Source organism: Xenophilus azovorans DSM 13620, assembly GCF_000745855.1.
In the GTDB taxonomy this organism is placed as follows: Bacteria; Pseudomonadota; Gammaproteobacteria; order Burkholderiales; family Burkholderiaceae_C; genus Xenophilus; species Xenophilus azovorans.
The window spans coordinates 58,952-74,855 of sequence record NZ_KN050768.1; the positions used below are offsets into that span (position 1 = coordinate 58,952).

The 15,904-nt window shown below is 69.4% G+C and carries 12 protein-coding genes; 2 read left to right on the forward strand and 10 right to left on the reverse strand.

What is annotated here, in order from left to right; translation table 11 throughout:
* Nucleotides 1–1,401 (reverse strand): phenylacetate--CoA ligase family protein, encoded by a 1,401-nt coding sequence (locus tag Q392_RS30250; RefSeq protein WP_038218240.1) that lies wholly within the window; start codon nucleotides 1,399–1,401, stop codon nucleotides 1–3.
* Nucleotides 1,402–1,421: 20 nt separating this feature from the next.
* Nucleotides 1,422–2,387 carry a Bug family tripartite tricarboxylate transporter substrate binding protein gene (locus Q392_RS30255; RefSeq protein ID WP_051954112.1) on the reverse strand — a complete coding sequence of 322 codons (966 nt, stop codon included), beginning with the start codon at nucleotides 2,385–2,387 and terminating at the stop codon, nucleotides 1,422–1,424.
* A gap of 127 nt (nucleotides 2,388–2,514) precedes the next feature.
* Between Q392_RS30255 and Q392_RS30260 the strand changes: the two genes are divergently transcribed.
* Nucleotides 2,515–3,279, forward strand: coding sequence for an IclR family transcriptional regulator (locus Q392_RS30260; RefSeq protein WP_038218242.1), 765 nt, complete (start codon nucleotides 2,515–2,517; stop codon nucleotides 3,277–3,279).
* A gap of 117 nt (nucleotides 3,280–3,396) precedes the next feature.
* Nucleotides 3,397–4,368 (forward strand): Bug family tripartite tricarboxylate transporter substrate binding protein, encoded by a 972-nt coding sequence (locus Q392_RS30265; protein ID WP_038218244.1) that lies wholly within the window; start codon nucleotides 3,397–3,399, stop codon nucleotides 4,366–4,368.
* 78 nt (nucleotides 4,369–4,446) lie between these two features.
* Here the strand turns inward: Q392_RS30265 and Q392_RS30270 are convergent, their stop codons facing one another.
* The 8 genes from Q392_RS30270 to xdhA form a co-directional block, all read right to left on the reverse strand.
* A complete protein-coding gene (locus tag Q392_RS30270) occupies nucleotides 4,447–5,610 on the reverse strand; it encodes a BMP family ABC transporter substrate-binding protein (RefSeq protein ID WP_038218246.1) in 1,164 nt (387 codons plus the stop codon).
* Nucleotides 5,611–5,659: 49 nt separating this feature from the next.
* Nucleotides 5,660–6,580, reverse strand: a complete 921-nt coding sequence (locus Q392_RS30275; RefSeq protein ID WP_038218248.1) for an ABC transporter permease — start codon at nucleotides 6,578–6,580, stop codon at nucleotides 5,660–5,662.
* A gap of 2 nt (nucleotides 6,581–6,582) precedes the next feature.
* Nucleotides 6,583–7,725, reverse strand: a complete 1,143-nt coding sequence (locus Q392_RS30280; protein ID WP_038218250.1) for an ABC transporter permease — start codon at nucleotides 7,723–7,725, stop codon at nucleotides 6,583–6,585.
* The gene (locus tag Q392_RS30285) at nucleotides 7,712–9,262 is read right to left on the reverse strand and encodes an ABC transporter ATP-binding protein (RefSeq protein WP_038218252.1); all 1,551 of its coding nucleotides are present in this window, start codon (nucleotides 9,260–9,262) and stop codon (nucleotides 7,712–7,714) included. Before Q392_RS30285 ends, Q392_RS30280 begins: the two co-directional genes overlap by 14 nt.
* Before the next feature lie 73 nt (nucleotides 9,263–9,335).
* A complete protein-coding gene (locus tag Q392_RS30290; RefSeq protein ID WP_038218254.1) occupies nucleotides 9,336–10,637 on the reverse strand; it encodes an NCS2 family permease in 1,302 nt (433 codons plus the stop codon).
* Nucleotides 10,638–10,683: 46 nt separating this feature from the next.
* Entirely contained in the window at nucleotides 10,684–11,625 is a 942-nt protein-coding gene (locus Q392_RS30295) for a LysR family transcriptional regulator (protein ID WP_038218256.1), read from the reverse strand.
* An 86-nt stretch (nucleotides 11,626–11,711) separates the two neighbouring features.
* Nucleotides 11,712–14,150 carry a xanthine dehydrogenase molybdopterin binding subunit gene (gene xdhB, locus Q392_RS30300; RefSeq protein WP_038218258.1) on the reverse strand — a complete coding sequence of 813 codons (2,439 nt, stop codon included), beginning with the start codon at nucleotides 14,148–14,150 and terminating at the stop codon, nucleotides 11,712–11,714.
* Between the two features lie 21 nt (nucleotides 14,151–14,171).
* Complete coding sequence (gene xdhA, locus Q392_RS30305) at nucleotides 14,172–15,752, reverse strand: xanthine dehydrogenase small subunit (protein WP_038218260.1); 1,581 nt, start codon at nucleotides 15,750–15,752, stop codon at nucleotides 14,172–14,174.
* Nucleotides 15,753–15,904: the final 152 nt, after the last annotated feature.

The window sequence follows — 15,904 nt, forward strand, 5'->3', positions numbered from 1 at the left end:
TCAGGCCTTCGCTTCCTGGCCGGGCAGCACATGCACCAGCTTGGTCTTGAGGTTGGAGGTGGCGAGCGAACCCGCCGCGACGATCTGTGCCTTGAGCCGGACCTTCAGCAGCAGGTGGACCTTGGCCTCGATCTTCCGGGCCAGGTCATCCCACGACGATTCGGGCAATGCGGACGCCGCCTCGATGGTCATCCGCACCGGCGGCGTGACGCTGGGCAGCGGCCGATCGAGCACGATCTGCATCTGGCCCGAGATGTCGGGCGAGAATGTCTCGACCACTTCCTTGATCGCCGTCGGGTAGACCTTCACGCCGGCGATGTTCATGAGGTCGTCCGCGCGGCCGACGAAATGGAAGCGCGACCCGAAGCGCCCGCAGTGCGGGCACTCGCCCACGTTGAGCTTGAGGATGTCGCCCGTGGCGTAGCGCAGCGCGGGGGCGGCCTCGTACTCCAGGCCGGTATGGATCGCCTCGCCGACCTGCCCGTCCACGAGCGGCAGCGGCTTGCGCGTCTCCGGGTCGACGAGGTCATAGCGGAAGCAGTAGTCCTCTGCCATGTAGTGCAGGCCCTGGTGGTCCGGTCCGCCGCACTCCACGGTCGCGTTGGTCCAGGCGCCGGAACTGGAATCGAAGACCTTGGCGCCGGTACCTTCCTGCAGCCGCCTGCGGTAGGCCGGAATGGCCATGCCGGGCTCTCCGCCGACCAGGATCACCTCGATGCCCATGGTGTTGAGCGGCCGGCCGAGCTGCTCCGGCGCGCGGGCGATCAGGTGCGAGACCATCGACGGCGTGGCGAACAGCACGCGCGGCCGGCACGCCTCGATGTACTGCAGCGCCTTGGTCACGCCCGCTTCCGCGCCGAGCGGGATCGGGCGCGCGCCGTAGGCTTCGGCAGCCTGCACCATGGTCGTGCCGGCCACCCAGATCGACAGCCCGAACAACTGCAGGATCGAGTCGCCGCGCCGCAGCCCGATCATCTCGAAGACGCGGCCGATCGTCAGGTAGGTGAGCTCGAGATCCTTGCGCGTGAACAGATAGAAGGTGGGAAGCCCGGTGGTGCCCGAGGTGCCCGCGACGTGGATCACGTCCTCGACGGGCGCGCACAGGTGCATGCCGAAAGGATGGCCGTACTTCTCGAGCGACTGCGCCTGCGACTCCCGGTGCAGTGCCTTGGTGAGGAACGCAGGCAGCGCGCGGAACTCGTCGATGGTGCGGATGTCGCGCGGATCCGTTATGCCTGCCTCGCGCATCTTCGCGTTGTAGTACTCGTTCTTGAAGCAGTAGGCCATCTGGGGCCCGAGCTTGCGCATGCGCAGCTCGTCGAGCGCGGCCATGTAGGCAATGGGATCTTTCCTGGCGATCGCGTCGGCGTAGCCGGGCCCGAAGGGGGATGTCGTCTGCATCTGCGTTTTCTCGTTTGCGGTCAGTTGATGGCGGTCAGGTTGGTGGACTTGATGATGGCGCCGTAGCGCGCAAGGTCGTCGCGAATCCGGTCGGCGAAGTCCTGCGGGGTGCCCGGCATCGGGAATCCGCCCAGCGACTCGAGACGCTTCTTGATGTCGGGCATGGCCAGGATGCGCACGACCTCCTGGTTGAACTTGGCGACGATGTCGTCGGGCACGGCGGCAGGCGCGACGAAGCCATACCAGGTGCCGAACTCGAACTCCTTGCCCGTCGCCTCCAGGGCCGTGGGCACATCGGGTGCGAGCGGATGGCGCTGCCGGGCCGTGATGGCGAGCGCGCGCAGCTTGCCTGCCTCCACCAGCGGCTTGCCGACGAGCACCGTGTCGAGCGCGTACTGCACCTCGCCGCCGGCCACGGCCGCCACCGCAGGCGCGCTGCCCTTGTAGGGGATGTGCTTGGCATCGATCCCCATCACCTTCTTGAAAGACTCGCCGGCGATGAACGAGATGCTGCTCGATCCCGCGTAGTTGAACTTGCCCGGGTTGCGCTGTGCGAGCGCGATGAAGTCGGGCAGCGTCGTGGCCGGCACCTCGTTGTTCACGAGCACGAAGATCGGAGAGCTCGCGATGAGGGCCACCGGGCGCAGGTCCTTGATGTCGTAGTTGGCCTTCGTGTAGAGGTACTTGTTGATGGCCAGGGTGGGCGTCACGATGCCGAGGGTGTAGCCGTCGGGCGGCGCCTTGGCCACGAGTTCGGAGCCGATCTGCGTGTCCGCGCCCGGCTTGTTGTCGACGACCACGGGCTGCCCCCACGCCTCGCCGAGCTTCTGCCCCACCAGCCGCGCCATCACGTCCGCGCCGCCGCCGGGCGGGTACGGAACGATGATCCGGATGGGCTTTTCGGGGTAGCCCGCGGCGGCGGCGCCCGAGATCATCATCAGCGGCAGGGCGATCACACCCGCGAGCTTCGTCAGTGTCATGTGCATGTCTTGTCTCCTTGAGTTTTCCAAATAATAGAACGCCGTTCCTATTTATGAGATAATTTAGCGGTGGACGCGAAACGGTGTCAAGCACGCCGCGCCCGCCATCCGCACTTCAGAAGGAGAGACCCGCGTGGAAAAAACAGTCATCAAGGCCTTCAATACCCTCGAACTCCTGGCGACGAGTTCCGAGCCGCAAGGGGTCACGGCATTGAGCCAGGCGCTGGGCCTGGGCAAGAGCAACGTGCACCGCATGCTGGCCACGCTGGTCGCCGCGGGCTACGTCCGCGCCACCGGCGGCGGGCGCTACGAGGCCACGCTGCGCATGTGGGAGTACGGCACGCACGTGCTCATGCGCAACGACGTCAAGCGCGTGGCCGGTCCGCTGCTGCAGCGGCTCGTCAAGGCCACGGGCGAGACCGCCCACCTCTCGGTGCTCGACGGGCGGGAGGTGGTGTACGTGGACAAGATCGACGGCGATCACCCGGTACGGGCCTACTCGCGCATCGGCGCGCGCGCGCCTGCGCATGCGGTGGCCACGGGCAAGGCGCTGCTGGCCGGCCAGTCCGCCTCCTTCATCGAGAGCTACGCCGCGGAACTGCCGCCCGAGGGCTTCACCGGCAAGACCATCGTCACGCCCGTGGCCTTCATCAAGGCCATGGAGGAGATCCGCGAGAAGGGCGTGGCCTACAACACGGGCGAGTGGCGCGAAGGCGTCTGCGGCGTCGCCTCGCCCATCAGGGACAGCAGCGGCACCGTGGTGGCGGCGCTGGGCATCTCGGGGCCGGCCGAACGGCTCAAGCCCGCGGCGCTGCGCAAGTACTCGACCGTCGTGATCGAGGCCGCGGCCCAGGCGTCGAGGGCGCTGGGCTTCCTCCAGCACGCCGCATCGCGCTGAGGCGCATGGCCGCACGGGATTGACAGTGCCCTGATGCGACTCTAGAGTGGTTCCAAATATCGATCAGTCGTTCCAATTAATGGAACAAATTGAACAAACCACCACTGGAGACAACGCATGAAGACACTGAGCCGACGCGCCCTCGCGTCCGTGCTGATCGGCGCCGCCTCGCTCGCAGGCGCCGTCGCATCGCACGCCGCCTATCCCGAAAAGCCCATCCGGCTGGTCGTGCCGTTCCCGCCCGGCGGCGGCGTCGACGTGCTGGCCCGGCTCCTGGGAGAGAAGTTGTCGACGATGTGGGGACAGCCCGTCGTCATCGACAACAAGCCGGGCGCGGACACGCAGATCGGCACGGCGGCGGTGGCCCAGTCCCCGCCCGACGGCTACACCATCGGACTGCTGACCTCGGCCTTCTCCATCAACAAGGCGCTGTACCCCAACCTGTCGTACGACGCTGCACGCGACTTCACGCCCATCACGGGCATCGCGCAGTCGCCGTTCTATCTCGTGGCCTGGCCGGGCCTCGACGCGAAGGACGTGCCGTCGCTGATCGCGCTGGCCAAGAAGAAGCCCGGGGCACTCAACTATTCGTCATCGGGCAGCGACGGCTTCCTGGCCGGCGAGCTGATGAAGAAGGCCGCGGGCATCGACGTGGTCCACGTCCGCTACAAGGGCACGCCCCCGTCGGTCATGGCGGTGATGTCGGGAGAGATCTCGTACTCGTTCTTCACGCTGCTGGGCATCAAGGCCCACGTCGATGCGGGCAAGCTGCGCGTGCTGGGCGTATCGACCGCGACGCGGTCCAAGGACATGCCATCGGTCCCTCCCCTGGCCGAGGTCGGCGTGCCCGGCTACGACATGGCGGTGTGGTTCGGCGTCCTGGGGCCGCGCGATCTCCCGCCGGAGATCACGGCACGGCTCAACGACGCACTGCAAAAGATCCTGGCCATGCCCGACGTGCGCCAGAAGATCGAAAGCCTGGGGGCCTCGCCCATGAAGCAGACGCCGGCGCAGTTCCGCGACTTCCTCGAAGCCGAATACGGCAAGTTCGGCGCCGTGGTCCGTGAGAACAAGCTGCGGCCCGAGTGACGGCACCGCGAGCAAGAAGGCTGGCCACGGCAGAAAAAAGGGCCGCTCGCGCGGCCCTTGTCACCTCGGCTGGAACGCTCAGTTCTTGCCCGGAACCTTGCCCTCCACGCCCTTGACGTAGAAGTTGATGCCGGTGAGGAACTTGTCGTCGGCCACGGCGCCGGCGGCGACCAGTTCCTGGCCGTCCTGGCCGAGGATGGGGCCCTTCCAGATCTGGTAGGTGCCTTCCTTCAGGCCCTTCTTGACCTCTTCCACCTTGGCCTTGGTCTCGGCCGGCACGTCCTCGGCGATGGAGACCATGTCGATCGCGCCTTCCTTCACGCCCCACCAGGTCTGGCCGGTGGTCCAGGTGCCGTCCAGCACGTCCTTGGTGGCCTTGATGTAGTACGGCGCCCAGTTGATGACGGCCGAGCCCAGGTGCGCCTTGGGGCCGTAGGCGGTCATGTCGGAGTCCCAGCCGAAGGCGCGCTTGCCCTTTTCCTGCGCGGTCTTGAGCACGGCCGGCGAGTCGGTGTTCTGGAACAGCACGTCGGCGCCGCCGTTGATCAGCGCGGTGGCAGCCTCGGTCTCCTTCGGCGGGCTGAACCACTCGTTGACCCACACCACGCTGGTGGTGATCTTCGGGTTCACCGACTGCGCGCCCAGCGTGAAGCTGTTGATGTTGCGCAGCACCTCGGGGATCGGCACCGAGCCCACCACGCCCAGCTTGTTCGACTTGGTCATGGCGCCGGCGATGATGCCGGCCATGTACGCGCCCTCGTAGGTGCGGCTGTCGTAGGTGCGCATGTTCTCGGCCGTCTTGTAGCCGGTCGCATGCTCGAACTTCACTTCCTTGGCGTCGTTGGCCACCTTGAGCATCGGCTCCATGTAGCCGAAGGTGGTGCCGAACACCAGCTTCTTGCCCTGGCCCACGAAGTCGCGGAACACGCGCTCGGCATCGGCCGACTCGGGCACGCTCTCGACGAAGGTGGTCTTGATCTTGTCGCCGAACTCCTTCTCCAGCGCCTGGCGGGCCTGGTCGTGGGCGAAGGTCCAGCCGCCGTCGCCGACGGGGCCGACGTAGGCGAAGGCGATCTCCAGCGGTGCCGCCGGGGCCGGGGCTGCGGCGGTGGGGGCCGGCGCCGCGGGCGCGGCCGCGGGAGCCGCCGCTTCTTCCTTCTGGCCGCAGGCCACGAGGGCCGCCGTGGCGGCGGCCGTCATGGCGGCCATCTTGAGCAGCGAACGCTTGTTCAGGTCGGTCATGGAGATAGATCCTTGCGAGGAAGGCGTTGTGGAAAAGGGAAAAGACGCATTATGAGCCGGGGTGGAACGGCCTCCCGATGGAAGCCGGCATGTTCGCGCGGATGAAAGCCGGGTTGCGCGAGATCAGCGCCAGCACCACGATGGTGGCGACGTACGGCATCATCGACAGGAACTGGCTCGGCACGTGCACGCCCTGGCTCTGCAGGTGGAAGCCCAGTTGCGTCACGCCGCCGAAGAGGTAGGCGCCCAGCAGCACGCGCAGCGGCCGCCAGGTCGCGAAGGTGGTCAGCGCCAGCGCGATCCAGCCGCGGCCGGCCACCATGTTCTCCACCCACAGGCCCGTGTACACCACCGACAGGTAGGCCCCGGCCAGCCCGCACAGCGCCCCGCCGGCCACCACCGCCATCAGCCGGATGCGCCGCACCGGGTAGCCCAGTGCGTGCGCCGACTCGGGCGACTCGCCCACCGAGCGCAGCACCAGCCCGGCGCGCGTGCGGTAGAGGAACCAGATCAGCGCGAAGGTGAGCAGCACCGCGACGTACACCAGCGGGTGATGGCGGAACAGCGCCGGCCCGACGAAGGGGATGTCGCCCAGCACGGGGACGGACATGCCCAAGCCCCCCGGCGCCCGCGCCTGCACGTAGTTGATGCCGACGAAGGCCGAGAAGCCCACGCCGAACAGCGACAGCGCCAGCCCGGTGGCGTACTGGTTGGTGTTGAGCCAGATCGCCAGCACGCCGAACACTGCCGCCAGCGCCGCGCCGGCCGCCATGCCGGCCAGGAAGCCCAGCCAGGCGTTGTGGGTGTGGACGTAGGCCGCGAAGCCGGCGATGGCGGCGCACAGCATCATGCCCTCTGCGCCCAGGTTGACGACGCCGGCCTTCTCGTTGATCAGGAGGCCGAGCGAGGCGATCGCCAGCACGGTGCCGGCGCTGAGCATGGCGCCCAGCAGGAGTGCGTAGCTTTCCATCGTCAGGCCTCCTTCGCTGCTTGAGCGGCCACTTCGGGCGTCGAGGCCTGCAGCGAGGCCGTGCCCGCCGCGGGCGCCGCCGGCGCCGCGCCCTGCTTCAGGCGCAGCCGGTACGCCACCAGCGTGTCGCAGGCCAGCAGCGTGAACAGCAGCAGCCCCTGGAACACGGCCGTGAGCGACTTGGGCAGCCCCAGGCGCGACTGCGCCAGTTCGCCGCCGATGTAGAACATGCTCATCAGGATGGCCGAGAACACCATGCCCACCGGATGCAGCCGGCCGACGAAGGCCACGATGATGGCCGCGAAGCCATAGCCGGCCGGCACGTGCGGCGTGAGCTGGCCGAGCGGCCCCGCCACCTCGAGCGCGCCGGCCAGGCCGGCCGCCGCGCCGGAGGTCAGCAGCGCGATCCACACCGCGCGCCGGGCCGAGAAGCCGGCATAGCGCGCCGCCGCCGGCGCCAGCCCGCCCACCTGCTGCGCGAAGCCCAGCCGCGTGCGGAACAGGAACACCCACAGCGCCGCCACGCCCACCAGCGCGATGACCACGCCGATGGTCACGCGCGAGCCCTTCATCAGCCGCGGGATCTGCGTCACCGCGTCGAAGGTCTTGGTCTGCGGGAAGTTGTAGCCCATCGGGTCCTTCCAGGGCCCGCCCACCAGCCACAGCAGCAGCAGCGTGGCCACGTAGACGAGCATCAGGCTGGTGAGGATCTCGTTGGCGTTGCACGCATCGCGCAGCCAGGCCACGATGGCCGCCCACAGCATGCCGCCCAGCACGCCGGCCAGCAGGATGAGGGGCACGATCCACTGGCCCGTGCCCTTGTCCGCCAGCAGCGCGACGCCGCCGCCGGCGATGGCGCCCAGGATGAACTGGCCCTCGGCGCCGATGTTCCAGAGGTTGGAGCGGAAGCACACCGCCAGCCCGAGCGCGATGATCAGCAGGGGCGTGGCCTTGACCATCAGCTCGCCGATGGCGTAGCTGCTGCGGATCGGCTCCCAGAAGAAGACCTGCAGCCCGCGCACCGGGTCCTTGCCCAGCAGGGCGAACAGGACGACGCCGATGACGACGGTGACCAGTAGCGCCAGGATCGGCGATCCGTAGCTCCAGAAGCGCGACAGCTGCGGCCGCAGTTCAAGCCTGAGCATGGGCGCCCTCCTCCATGTTTTTCTCGTTGCGGCGCGCGGCGCCCTCCCACAGCCCGCTCATCCACTCGCCGATCTGCGGCACGGTGGCGGCGGAGCGGTCGATGGAAGGCGACAGCCGCCCCTTGGCGATGACGTGCAGCCGGTCGCTGATCTCGAACAGCTCGTCCAGCTCCTCGCTGACCACCAGCACCGCGCAGCCGGCGTCGCGCAGCGCCAGGATCTCGGCCCGGATCAGCGCCGCCGCCCCCACGTCCACGCCCCAGGTGGGCTGGGAGACGATGAACAGCTTCGGCCCGGCGTCGATCTCGCGCCCGACGATGTACTTCTGCAGGTTGCCGCCCGAGAGCGACTTGGCCGCCGCGTTCGGCCCGCCGGCCTTGACCTTGAAGCGCTCGATGATGGCCTCGGCCTGCCGCTGCATCCGGCCGGTGCGCAGCCAGCCGCCCGCGCCCACCGCGTCGTCGCGGGTGAGCAGCAGGTTGTGCGCCAGGCCCAGCGTGGGCACCGCGCCGCGGCCCAGCCGCTCCTCCGGCACGAAATGCAGGCCCAGCCGGCGCCGCGCGCGCGGCCGCAGGCGCCCGGCCGGCCGGCCGAAGACCTCCACCATGCCCGGCGCGGCCCGCACGTCCTCGCCCGACAGAGCGTAGAGCAGTTCCTTCTGGCCGTTGCCGGAGACGCCGGCCACGCCCACCACCTCGCCGGCGCGCACCTCGAAGGAGATGTCCTCCAGGTCCACGCCGAACTGGTCCTCGCGCGGCAGGGCCAGCGCCTGCACCCGCAGCGCGACCCCGCCCACGTTCGACGGCCGGTGCGTGAGCGGCGGCGGCTCGGCGCCGATCATCAGGCGCGACAGCGACTCGTTGCTCTCCTGCCGCGGGTCGCACACGCCGGTGACCTTGCCGCCGCGCAGCACCGTGCAGGCGGTGCACAGCTCGCGGATCTCGTGCAGCTTGTGGCTGATGTAGAGGATGGAGCAGCCCTCGGACGCCAGCTTCTTCAGCACCACGAACAGGCGCTGCACCGCCTGCGGCGTCAGCACCGAGGTGGGCTCGTCCAGGATCAGCAGCTTCGGCTCGGTCAGCAGCGCGCGGATGATCTCCACCCGCTGCATCTCGCCCACCGACAGCGTGTGGACGGGGCGCTGCGGGTCGATCTCCAGGCCGTACTCGCCGGCCTTGGCGACGATGCGGCGCGTCACCTCGGCCAGCGGCAGGCTCTTGTCCAGCCCCAGCCACACGTTCTCGGCCACGGTCAGGGTGTCGAACAGGCTGAAGTGCTGGAACACCATCGCGATGCCCAGCGCCCTCGCCTCCTGCGGGTTGCGCACTGTGACCGGCCGGCCGTCGAAGGCGATGCTGCCCTCGTCCGGCTTGACCGATCCGTAGATGATCTTCATCAGCGTGGACTTGCCGGCGCCGTTCTCGCCGAGCACGGCGTGGGTCTCGCCGGGCTGGACCGTGAGCGAGACACCGCTGTTCGCCACCACGGAGGGGTAGCGCTTGGTGATGCCCGCGAGCTGGAGTCTGGGGGGGGACATGGTCAGGTGGCCTTCGGTCGTCGCTCTTGTCGGTTTTCGGGAAAAGTGTCGAATCCTAGTGCCCCTGGCCGGTTCAGCCCCCGGGCAGCCAGATGAACTTGAACAGGAACACGCCGCCGATCACCCACACCATCCAGTGCACCTGGCGCACCTGGCCGGTGAACAGCTTGAGCACCGCATAGGTGATGAAGCCGAAGGCCAGGCCGTTGGCGATGGAGTAGGTGAAGGGCATGGCCAGCGCCGTGACGGCGGCCGGCACCACCTCGGTAGTCTCGTTCCAGTCCAGTTCGGTCAGTTCCCTCAGCATCAAACATGCCACGAAGAACAGCGCGGGCGCGGTGGCGTAGGCCGGCACCACGCCGGCCAGCGGCGCGATGAACAGGCACGCCAGGAACAGCACCGCCACCGTCAGCGCCGTCAGGCCCGTGCGGCCGCCGGCCTGCACGCCGGCGGCGCTCTCCACGTAGGCGGTGGTGCTGGAGGTGCCCAGCAGCGAGCCGGCGAAGATGGCGGCCGAGTCGGCCAGCAGCGACTTGTTCAGCCGGTCCATCTTGCCCGGCACCAGCAGGCCCGCGCGCTTGGCCACGCCCATCAGCGTGCCGGTGGCGTCGAACAGCTCGACCAGGAAGAACACCAGGATCACGTTCAGGATGCCGCCCGCCAGCGCCGCCTTGATGTCCAGCTGCAGGAAGGTGGGCGCGATGGACGGCGGTGCCGAGAAGATGCCCCGGAACTCGTTGCCGGCGAAGAAGAAGCTGGCGATGGTGACGGCCACGATGCCGATGAGGATGGCGCCGGGCACCTTGAGCCGGTCCAGCACCACGATCAGGAAGAAGCCCAGCACCGCCAGCACGGCCTGCGGCGTGTGCAGGTCGCCCAGCGTGACGTAGGTGGCCTTGGAGGGCGCGACGATGCCGGCGCTCTTGAGCGCGATCAGCGCCAGGAACAGCCCGATGCCCACCGTGATGGCGTAGCGCAGCGAGTGCGGGATGCCGCGGATGATCAGCTCGCGCAGCTTGAAGATGGTGACCAAGAGGAACAGGCACCCCGAGACGAAGACCGCCCCCAGCGCCGCCTGCCAGGTGAAGCCCATGTGCAGCACCACCACGTAGGCGAAGTAGGCGTTCAGCCCCATGCCCGGCGCCAGCGCGATCGGGTAGTTGGCGTAGAAGGCCATGATCATCGTGCCCAGCGCCGCGATCAGGCAGGTGGCGACGAAGACCGAGTCCTTCGGCATGCCCGCGTCGCCCAGGATCGAGGGGTTGACGAAGATGATGTAGGCCATCGTCAGGAAGGTGGTCAGGCCCGCCACCACCTCGGTGCGCACGGTGGTGCCGTGTTCCTGCAGCTTGAACACGCGTTCGGTCCAGTTCATCTGGTTGTCTCCTTGGTTTGTCGTGTTGTGTAGGGGAATCGGGGACTCAGGCCGGCGGCGGCTGCTGCAGCGAGGCCGCCACGCGCTTGACCTGTTCGCGCAGCCACTGGGCGGCGCTGGAGGAATGGGTGCGCTCGTGCCAGAGCTGGTAATAGAGCAGCCGCGGCAGCGTGGCCGGGCAGTCGAGGATGCGCAGCGGCAGCCGCTGGGCGTAGCGCTCGCAGAACTGGCGCCCGGTGGTCAGCACCAGCAGGCTGGAGGCCACCATGTCGGGCATCAGCCCGAAGTGCGCGCAGCGCACCGCGATGTTGCGCTGGCGGCCCAGCGCATCGAGCAGCTGGTCGATGATGCCGCGCGCACCCGGGTGGGTGGGCGTGGGCGCGATGTGCTCGGCCTCCAGCCAGGTGTCCAGGTCCCAGCCGCGGCGCACGGCCGGGTGCTCGGCGCTGACCATCGACACCACCTCGTCGCCGAACAGGCGCGCCATGTGCAGATCTTCCGGCGGCTTGAGCCAGTTGCCGATGACCAGGTCGATCTCGCCATTGGCCAGGTGCGCGTGGTAGTCGCCGTCGGACGACAGCGGATGGATCTCGATGCGCACCAGGGGCGCCTGCGCCTTCACCTGCGTGACCACGGCGGGCAGGAAGGTCGGGTCCAGGTAGTCGCTGGCGGCGATGCGGAAGGTGGTGCCCGCCGTCTGCGGGTCGAAGCCGCGCGCGTCGGAAAACAGCATCTCGGCCGCGCGCAGGATGCTGGCCGCCGGCTCGATCATGCGCAGGCCGGCGTCGGTGGGCACCATGCCGGAGCCCGAGCGCACCAGCAGCGGGTCGCCGGCCAGCTCGCGCAGGCGCTTGAGCGCGGCCGACACCGCCGGCTGGTACATGCCCAGGCGGATGGCGGCGCGCGAGACGCTGCGGTCGGTCAGCACGGTGTGCAGCACGCGGATGAGATGAAGATCGATCTTGTCGAACAGCGCCTGGTCTCTCATGGCCACACCCGCCTATCGTGAAAGGATGGGCACGGTTATAGCGTGCAGGCCGTCTTGCAGGCCCGCGCGAGAGGCGCCGGGGAACATCAGCCGCCCGCGTTCGCGCGCTGGACGGCGCCGATGGCGGTGAGGATGGCCTCGCTGGTCGCGGGCGCGCGCAGCGGCGGGTCGACCCGGTGGCCGCCCACGGCCGAGACGGCGTCGCGGATGGCGAAGAAGACCGAGAAGGGCAGCAGCAGCGGCGGCTCGCCCACCGCCTTGCTGCGGTGGATCGAGTCCTCGAAGTTGCGCCCCTCGAACAGCTGCACGTTGAACACCGGCGGGCAGTCGTTGGCCGTGGGGATCTTGTAGGTGCTGGGCGCGTGCGTCGTCAGCTTGCCGCTGCCCGGGTGCCACACCAGCTCCTCGGTGGTGAGCCAGCCCATGCCCTGGATGAAGGCGCCTTCCACCTGGCCGATGTCCACCGCCGGGTTGAGCGACTTGCCGGCGTCGTGCAGGATGTCGGCGCGCAGCAGCTTCCATTCGCCGGTGAGCGTGTCGACGATCACCTCGCTCACGGCCGCGCCGTAGGCGAAGTAGTAGAAGGGCCGGCCCTGCATGGTGTCCTTGTCCCACGACAGGCCGGGCGTGGCGTAGAAGCCGTCGGACCACAGCTGCACGCGGTCGAGATACGCCTCGCCCACCAGCGTGGCGAAATCGAGCGTCCTGCCGTTGACGTGCACCTTGTCGTTGGCGAAGCGCACGTCCTGCGCCTGGCCGCCGTGGCGCGCCGCGGCGCAGGCCGCCAGTCGCTCGCGGATCTGGCGCGCCGCGTCCTGCGCCGCCTTGCCGTTCAGGTCGGCGCCGGTGGAGGCGGCGGTGGCCGAGGTGTTGGCGACCTTGGTGGTGTCGGTGGCGGTGACGCGCACGCGCTCGAAGCTCACGCCCAATTCGTGCGCCACCACCTGCGCCACCTTGGTGTTCAGGCCCTGGCCCATCTCGGTGCCGCCGTGGTTCACCAGGATGGAGCCGTCGGTGTACACGTGCACCAGCGCGCCGGCCTGGTTGAAGTGCTTGACGTTGAAGCTGATGCCGAACTTCAGCGGCGTGAGCGCCAGGCCGCGCTTGAGCACCGGGCTCGTCGCGTTGAAGGCCGCGGCCGCCTCGCGCCGCTGCCGGTAGGCGCTGCCGGCCTCCAGCTGCGCCACCAGGTCGTGGATCACGTTGTCGACGATGGTCTGGCCGTAGGGCGTGACGTTGTGCTCGTCGGTGCCGTAGAAGTTGGCGCGGCGCACGTCCAGCGGGTCGCGGCCCAGGGTGCGGGCCACCGAGTCCATGATGTACTCGATGGCGATGGCGCCCTGCGGGCCGCCGAAGCCGCGGAAGGCGGTGTTGCTCTGGGTGTTGGTGCGGCCCGAATAGCCGTGCATCGAGACCTCGGGCAGCCAGTAGGCGTTGTCGAAGTGGCACAGCGCCCGCGTCATCACCGGCGCGGAGAGGTCCGCCGAGTGGCCGGCGCGCGAGACCATGGCGATCTCTGCGCCGAGGATGCGGCCCTCGTCGTCGTGGCCCACCTCGTACTCGTACCAGAAGCAGTGGCGCCGGCCGGTGATCATGAAGTCGTCGTCGCGGTCCGGCCGCAGCTTGACCGGCCGGCCCAGCCTGCAGGCCGCGATGGCGGCGACGCAGGCGAACAGCGCCGACTGCGACTCCTTGCCGCCGAAGCCGCCGCCCATGCGGCGGCACTCGACGTGCACCTCGTTCGAATGGCGGTGCAGCGCGTGGGCGATCAGGTGCTGCATCTCGCTCGGGTGCTGCGTCGAGCAGTGCACGTGCACCGCACCATCCTCCTTGGGGATGGCGTAGCTGATCTGGCCCTCCAGGTAGAACTGCTCCTGCCCGCCGACGTCGAGCTGCCCCTTCAGCCGGTGCGGCGCCGCGTCGATGGCGGCACGCGCGCCCACGCCGCCCACGCTGCGCGCCAGGTGCATCGGCGGCACCACGTAGCGCTGCTGCGCATGCGCCTGCTGCGGCGTCAGCACCAGCGGCCCGGTGGCCGCGTCGATCGCCGCGGCTTCCTTGGCGCGGGCGGCGGCGCGGCGCGCCTCGTTGCGCGTGCGGGCGATGACGGCGAACAGCGGCTGGCCCATGTAGCGGATCTCGCCGTCGCACAGGATCGGGTCGTCGTGCACGATCGAGCCGCAGTCGTTGGCGCCCGGCACGTCGGCGGCGGTGAGCACCTCCACCACGCCGGGCATGGCACGGATGGCGTCGAGGTCCAGCGCCGTGAGCCGCCCCGCCGCCACCGGCGACAGGCCGAGCGCGCAGTGCAGCGTGCCGGCCAGCTCCGGCAGGTCGTCGGTGTAGGTCGCCTCGCCGGCCACGTGCAGGTGGGCGGACTCGTGCGGGCGGCTGATGCCCACGCGCGCGCCCTGCGTCAGCGCGCGCGTCTCGGCGTCGGCGTCGATGCGCGCGGCGGTGTTGGTCAGGTAGTCTGCGAAAGCCTCCATGGGCTGCAGCACGGCGGGATCGATCGGCTTGTTCATCGTGGGCTCCTCGATGCGCTTTCAGGCCAGCGCGTCATGCGGCATCACGCTCCACACGCTGGTGGACTGCGGCGCCAACGCATCCTGCGGCCGCGTCTCCAGCCACAGGCGCTGCAGCAGGTTCTGTGCCACCAGCAGGCGGTAGTCGGCACTGGCGCGCATGTCGGTCAGCGGCTTGAAGTCCTGCGCCAGCGCGGCCTTGGCGGCGTCCACGCTGGCCTGCGTCCAGGGTCGGCCCAGCAGAGCCGCCTCGGCCAGCGCCGCGCGCTTGACCACGGCCGCCATGCCGCCGTAGGCCAGGCGGATGCTCTTCACCGTCTCGCCGTCCAGCTCCAGCGCGAAGCCGGCGCACAGGGCCGAGATGTCGCAGTCGAAGCGCTTGCTGATCTTGTAGCCGCGCAGCTGGCGGGCGAAGGCGGCCCGCGGGATGGACAGGCCCTGCACGAACTCGCCCGGCTGAAGCTGGTTCTTCATGTAGTCGAGGTAGAAGTCCGGCAGCGGCATGCGGCGCACCGCGGCGCCCTTGCGCAGCTCGATCTGCGCGTCCAGCGCCATCAGGATCGGCGGCGAGTCGCCGATGGGCGAGCCGTTGGCCACGTTGCCGCCCAGCGTGCCGGCGTTGCGGATGGGCAGCGAGGCGAAGCGCAGCCAGACGTCCTCCAGCGTGGGCGCACGCTGCACGATGGCGCGCCAGGCGTCCTCCAGCGAGGCGCCGGCGCCGATGTACAGCGCGTCGGCGCCCTCCTCGATGCGCTTCATCTCCGCCACGTCGCCCACGTAGATGATGTCGCCCAGGTCGCGGAACATCTTGTTGACCCACAGGCCGACGTCGGTGGAGCCGGCCAGGATGCGCGCCTGCGGCTTGGCCTCGCGCAGCGCGGCCAGCTCGTCGAGCGTGACGGGGGCGTGGAAGCGGTCGGTGCGCTGGCCCAGCGGCGCGGCATAGTCGAAGGTGCCGTCGCGCCGCAGGGCCTGCAGCGCGGCGACCACGGGCGCGGTGTCCAGCCGCACGGCCGGCAGGTCGAACATCTTCTGGCCGGCGTCGAGGATCGGCCGGTAGCCGGTGCAGCGGCACAGGTTGCCCGACAGCTCGTCGGCGAGCTGCTGGCGGCTCGGCCGCGTGCCCTGCTCGCTGTGGTGCTCGTAGGCGGACCACAGCGACATCACGAAGCCCGGCGTGCAGAAGCCGCACTGCGAGCCGTGGCAGTCCACCATCGCCTGCTGCACCGGGTGCAGCTGCCGCACGGCGTGCCTGCCGTGCCGCTCGCCGTCGTGCGCATGGCCGCACTGGGCCTTCAGGTCTTCCACGGTGAACAGCGCCTTGCCGTGCAGCGTCGGCAGGAACTGGATGCAGGCATTGACCGTCTGCAGCTTCAGCCCGCCCACGGCCTCGGCCGCGCCGGCTTCGGCCAGCTCCCCGATCACCACCGTGCAGGCGCCGCAGTCGCCCTCGTTGCAGCCCTCCTTGGTGCCGGTGCAGCGCGCGTCCTCGCGCAGCCAGTCGAGCACCGAGCGCGTGGGATGCACGCCCTGCACCTCGACCACCTGGCCGCGGTGGAAGAAACGGATGGGCTGGCTGCTGGAGGCTTGCGTGTCGTTCATGGGCTGTCGTGGGTTCGCCGGCGGACCTTCGCCGGCGCATGGCGGAATGTTCGCGGCTGCCGGCGCGGGGGGCATACGGAGCATTTCATAGGACTTATGCGTACGCGGGTATGAAGCATGCGGGATAACCCTCGAATGGTCGAGCAAGTCCC

Coding starts and splice junctions, on each gene's coding strand:
- Q392_RS30250 (WP_038218240.1), bottom strand. CDS start 1,401: ATGCAGACGACATCCCCCTTCGGGCCCGGCTACGCCGACGCGATCGCC.
- Q392_RS30255 (WP_051954112.1), bottom strand. CDS start 2,387: ATGCACATGACACTGACGAAGCTCGCGGGTGTGATCGCCCTGCCGCTG.
- Q392_RS30265 (WP_038218244.1), top strand. CDS start 3,397: ATGAAGACACTGAGCCGACGCGCCCTCGCGTCCGTGCTGATCGGCGCC.
- Q392_RS30270 (WP_038218246.1), bottom strand. CDS start 5,610: ATGACCGACCTGAACAAGCGTTCGCTGCTCAAGATGGCCGCCATGACG.
- Q392_RS30275 (WP_038218248.1), bottom strand. CDS start 6,580: ATGGAAAGCTACGCACTCCTGCTGGGCGCCATGCTCAGCGCCGGCACC.
- Q392_RS30280 (WP_038218250.1), bottom strand. CDS start 7,725: ATGCTCAGGCTTGAACTGCGGCCGCAGCTGTCGCGCTTCTGGAGCTAC.
- Q392_RS30285 (WP_038218252.1), bottom strand. CDS start 9,262: ATGTCCCCCCCCAGACTCCAGCTCGCGGGCATCACCAAGCGCTACCCC.
- Q392_RS30290 (WP_038218254.1), bottom strand. CDS start 10,637: ATGAACTGGACCGAACGCGTGTTCAAGCTGCAGGAACACGGCACCACC.
- Q392_RS30295 (WP_038218256.1), bottom strand. CDS start 11,625: ATGAGAGACCAGGCGCTGTTCGACAAGATCGATCTTCATCTCATCCGC.
- xdhB (WP_038218258.1), bottom strand. CDS start 14,150: ATGAACAAGCCGATCGATCCCGCCGTGCTGCAGCCCATGGAGGCTTTC.
- xdhA (WP_038218260.1), bottom strand. CDS start 15,752: ATGAACGACACGCAAGCCTCCAGCAGCCAGCCCATCCGTTTCTTCCAC.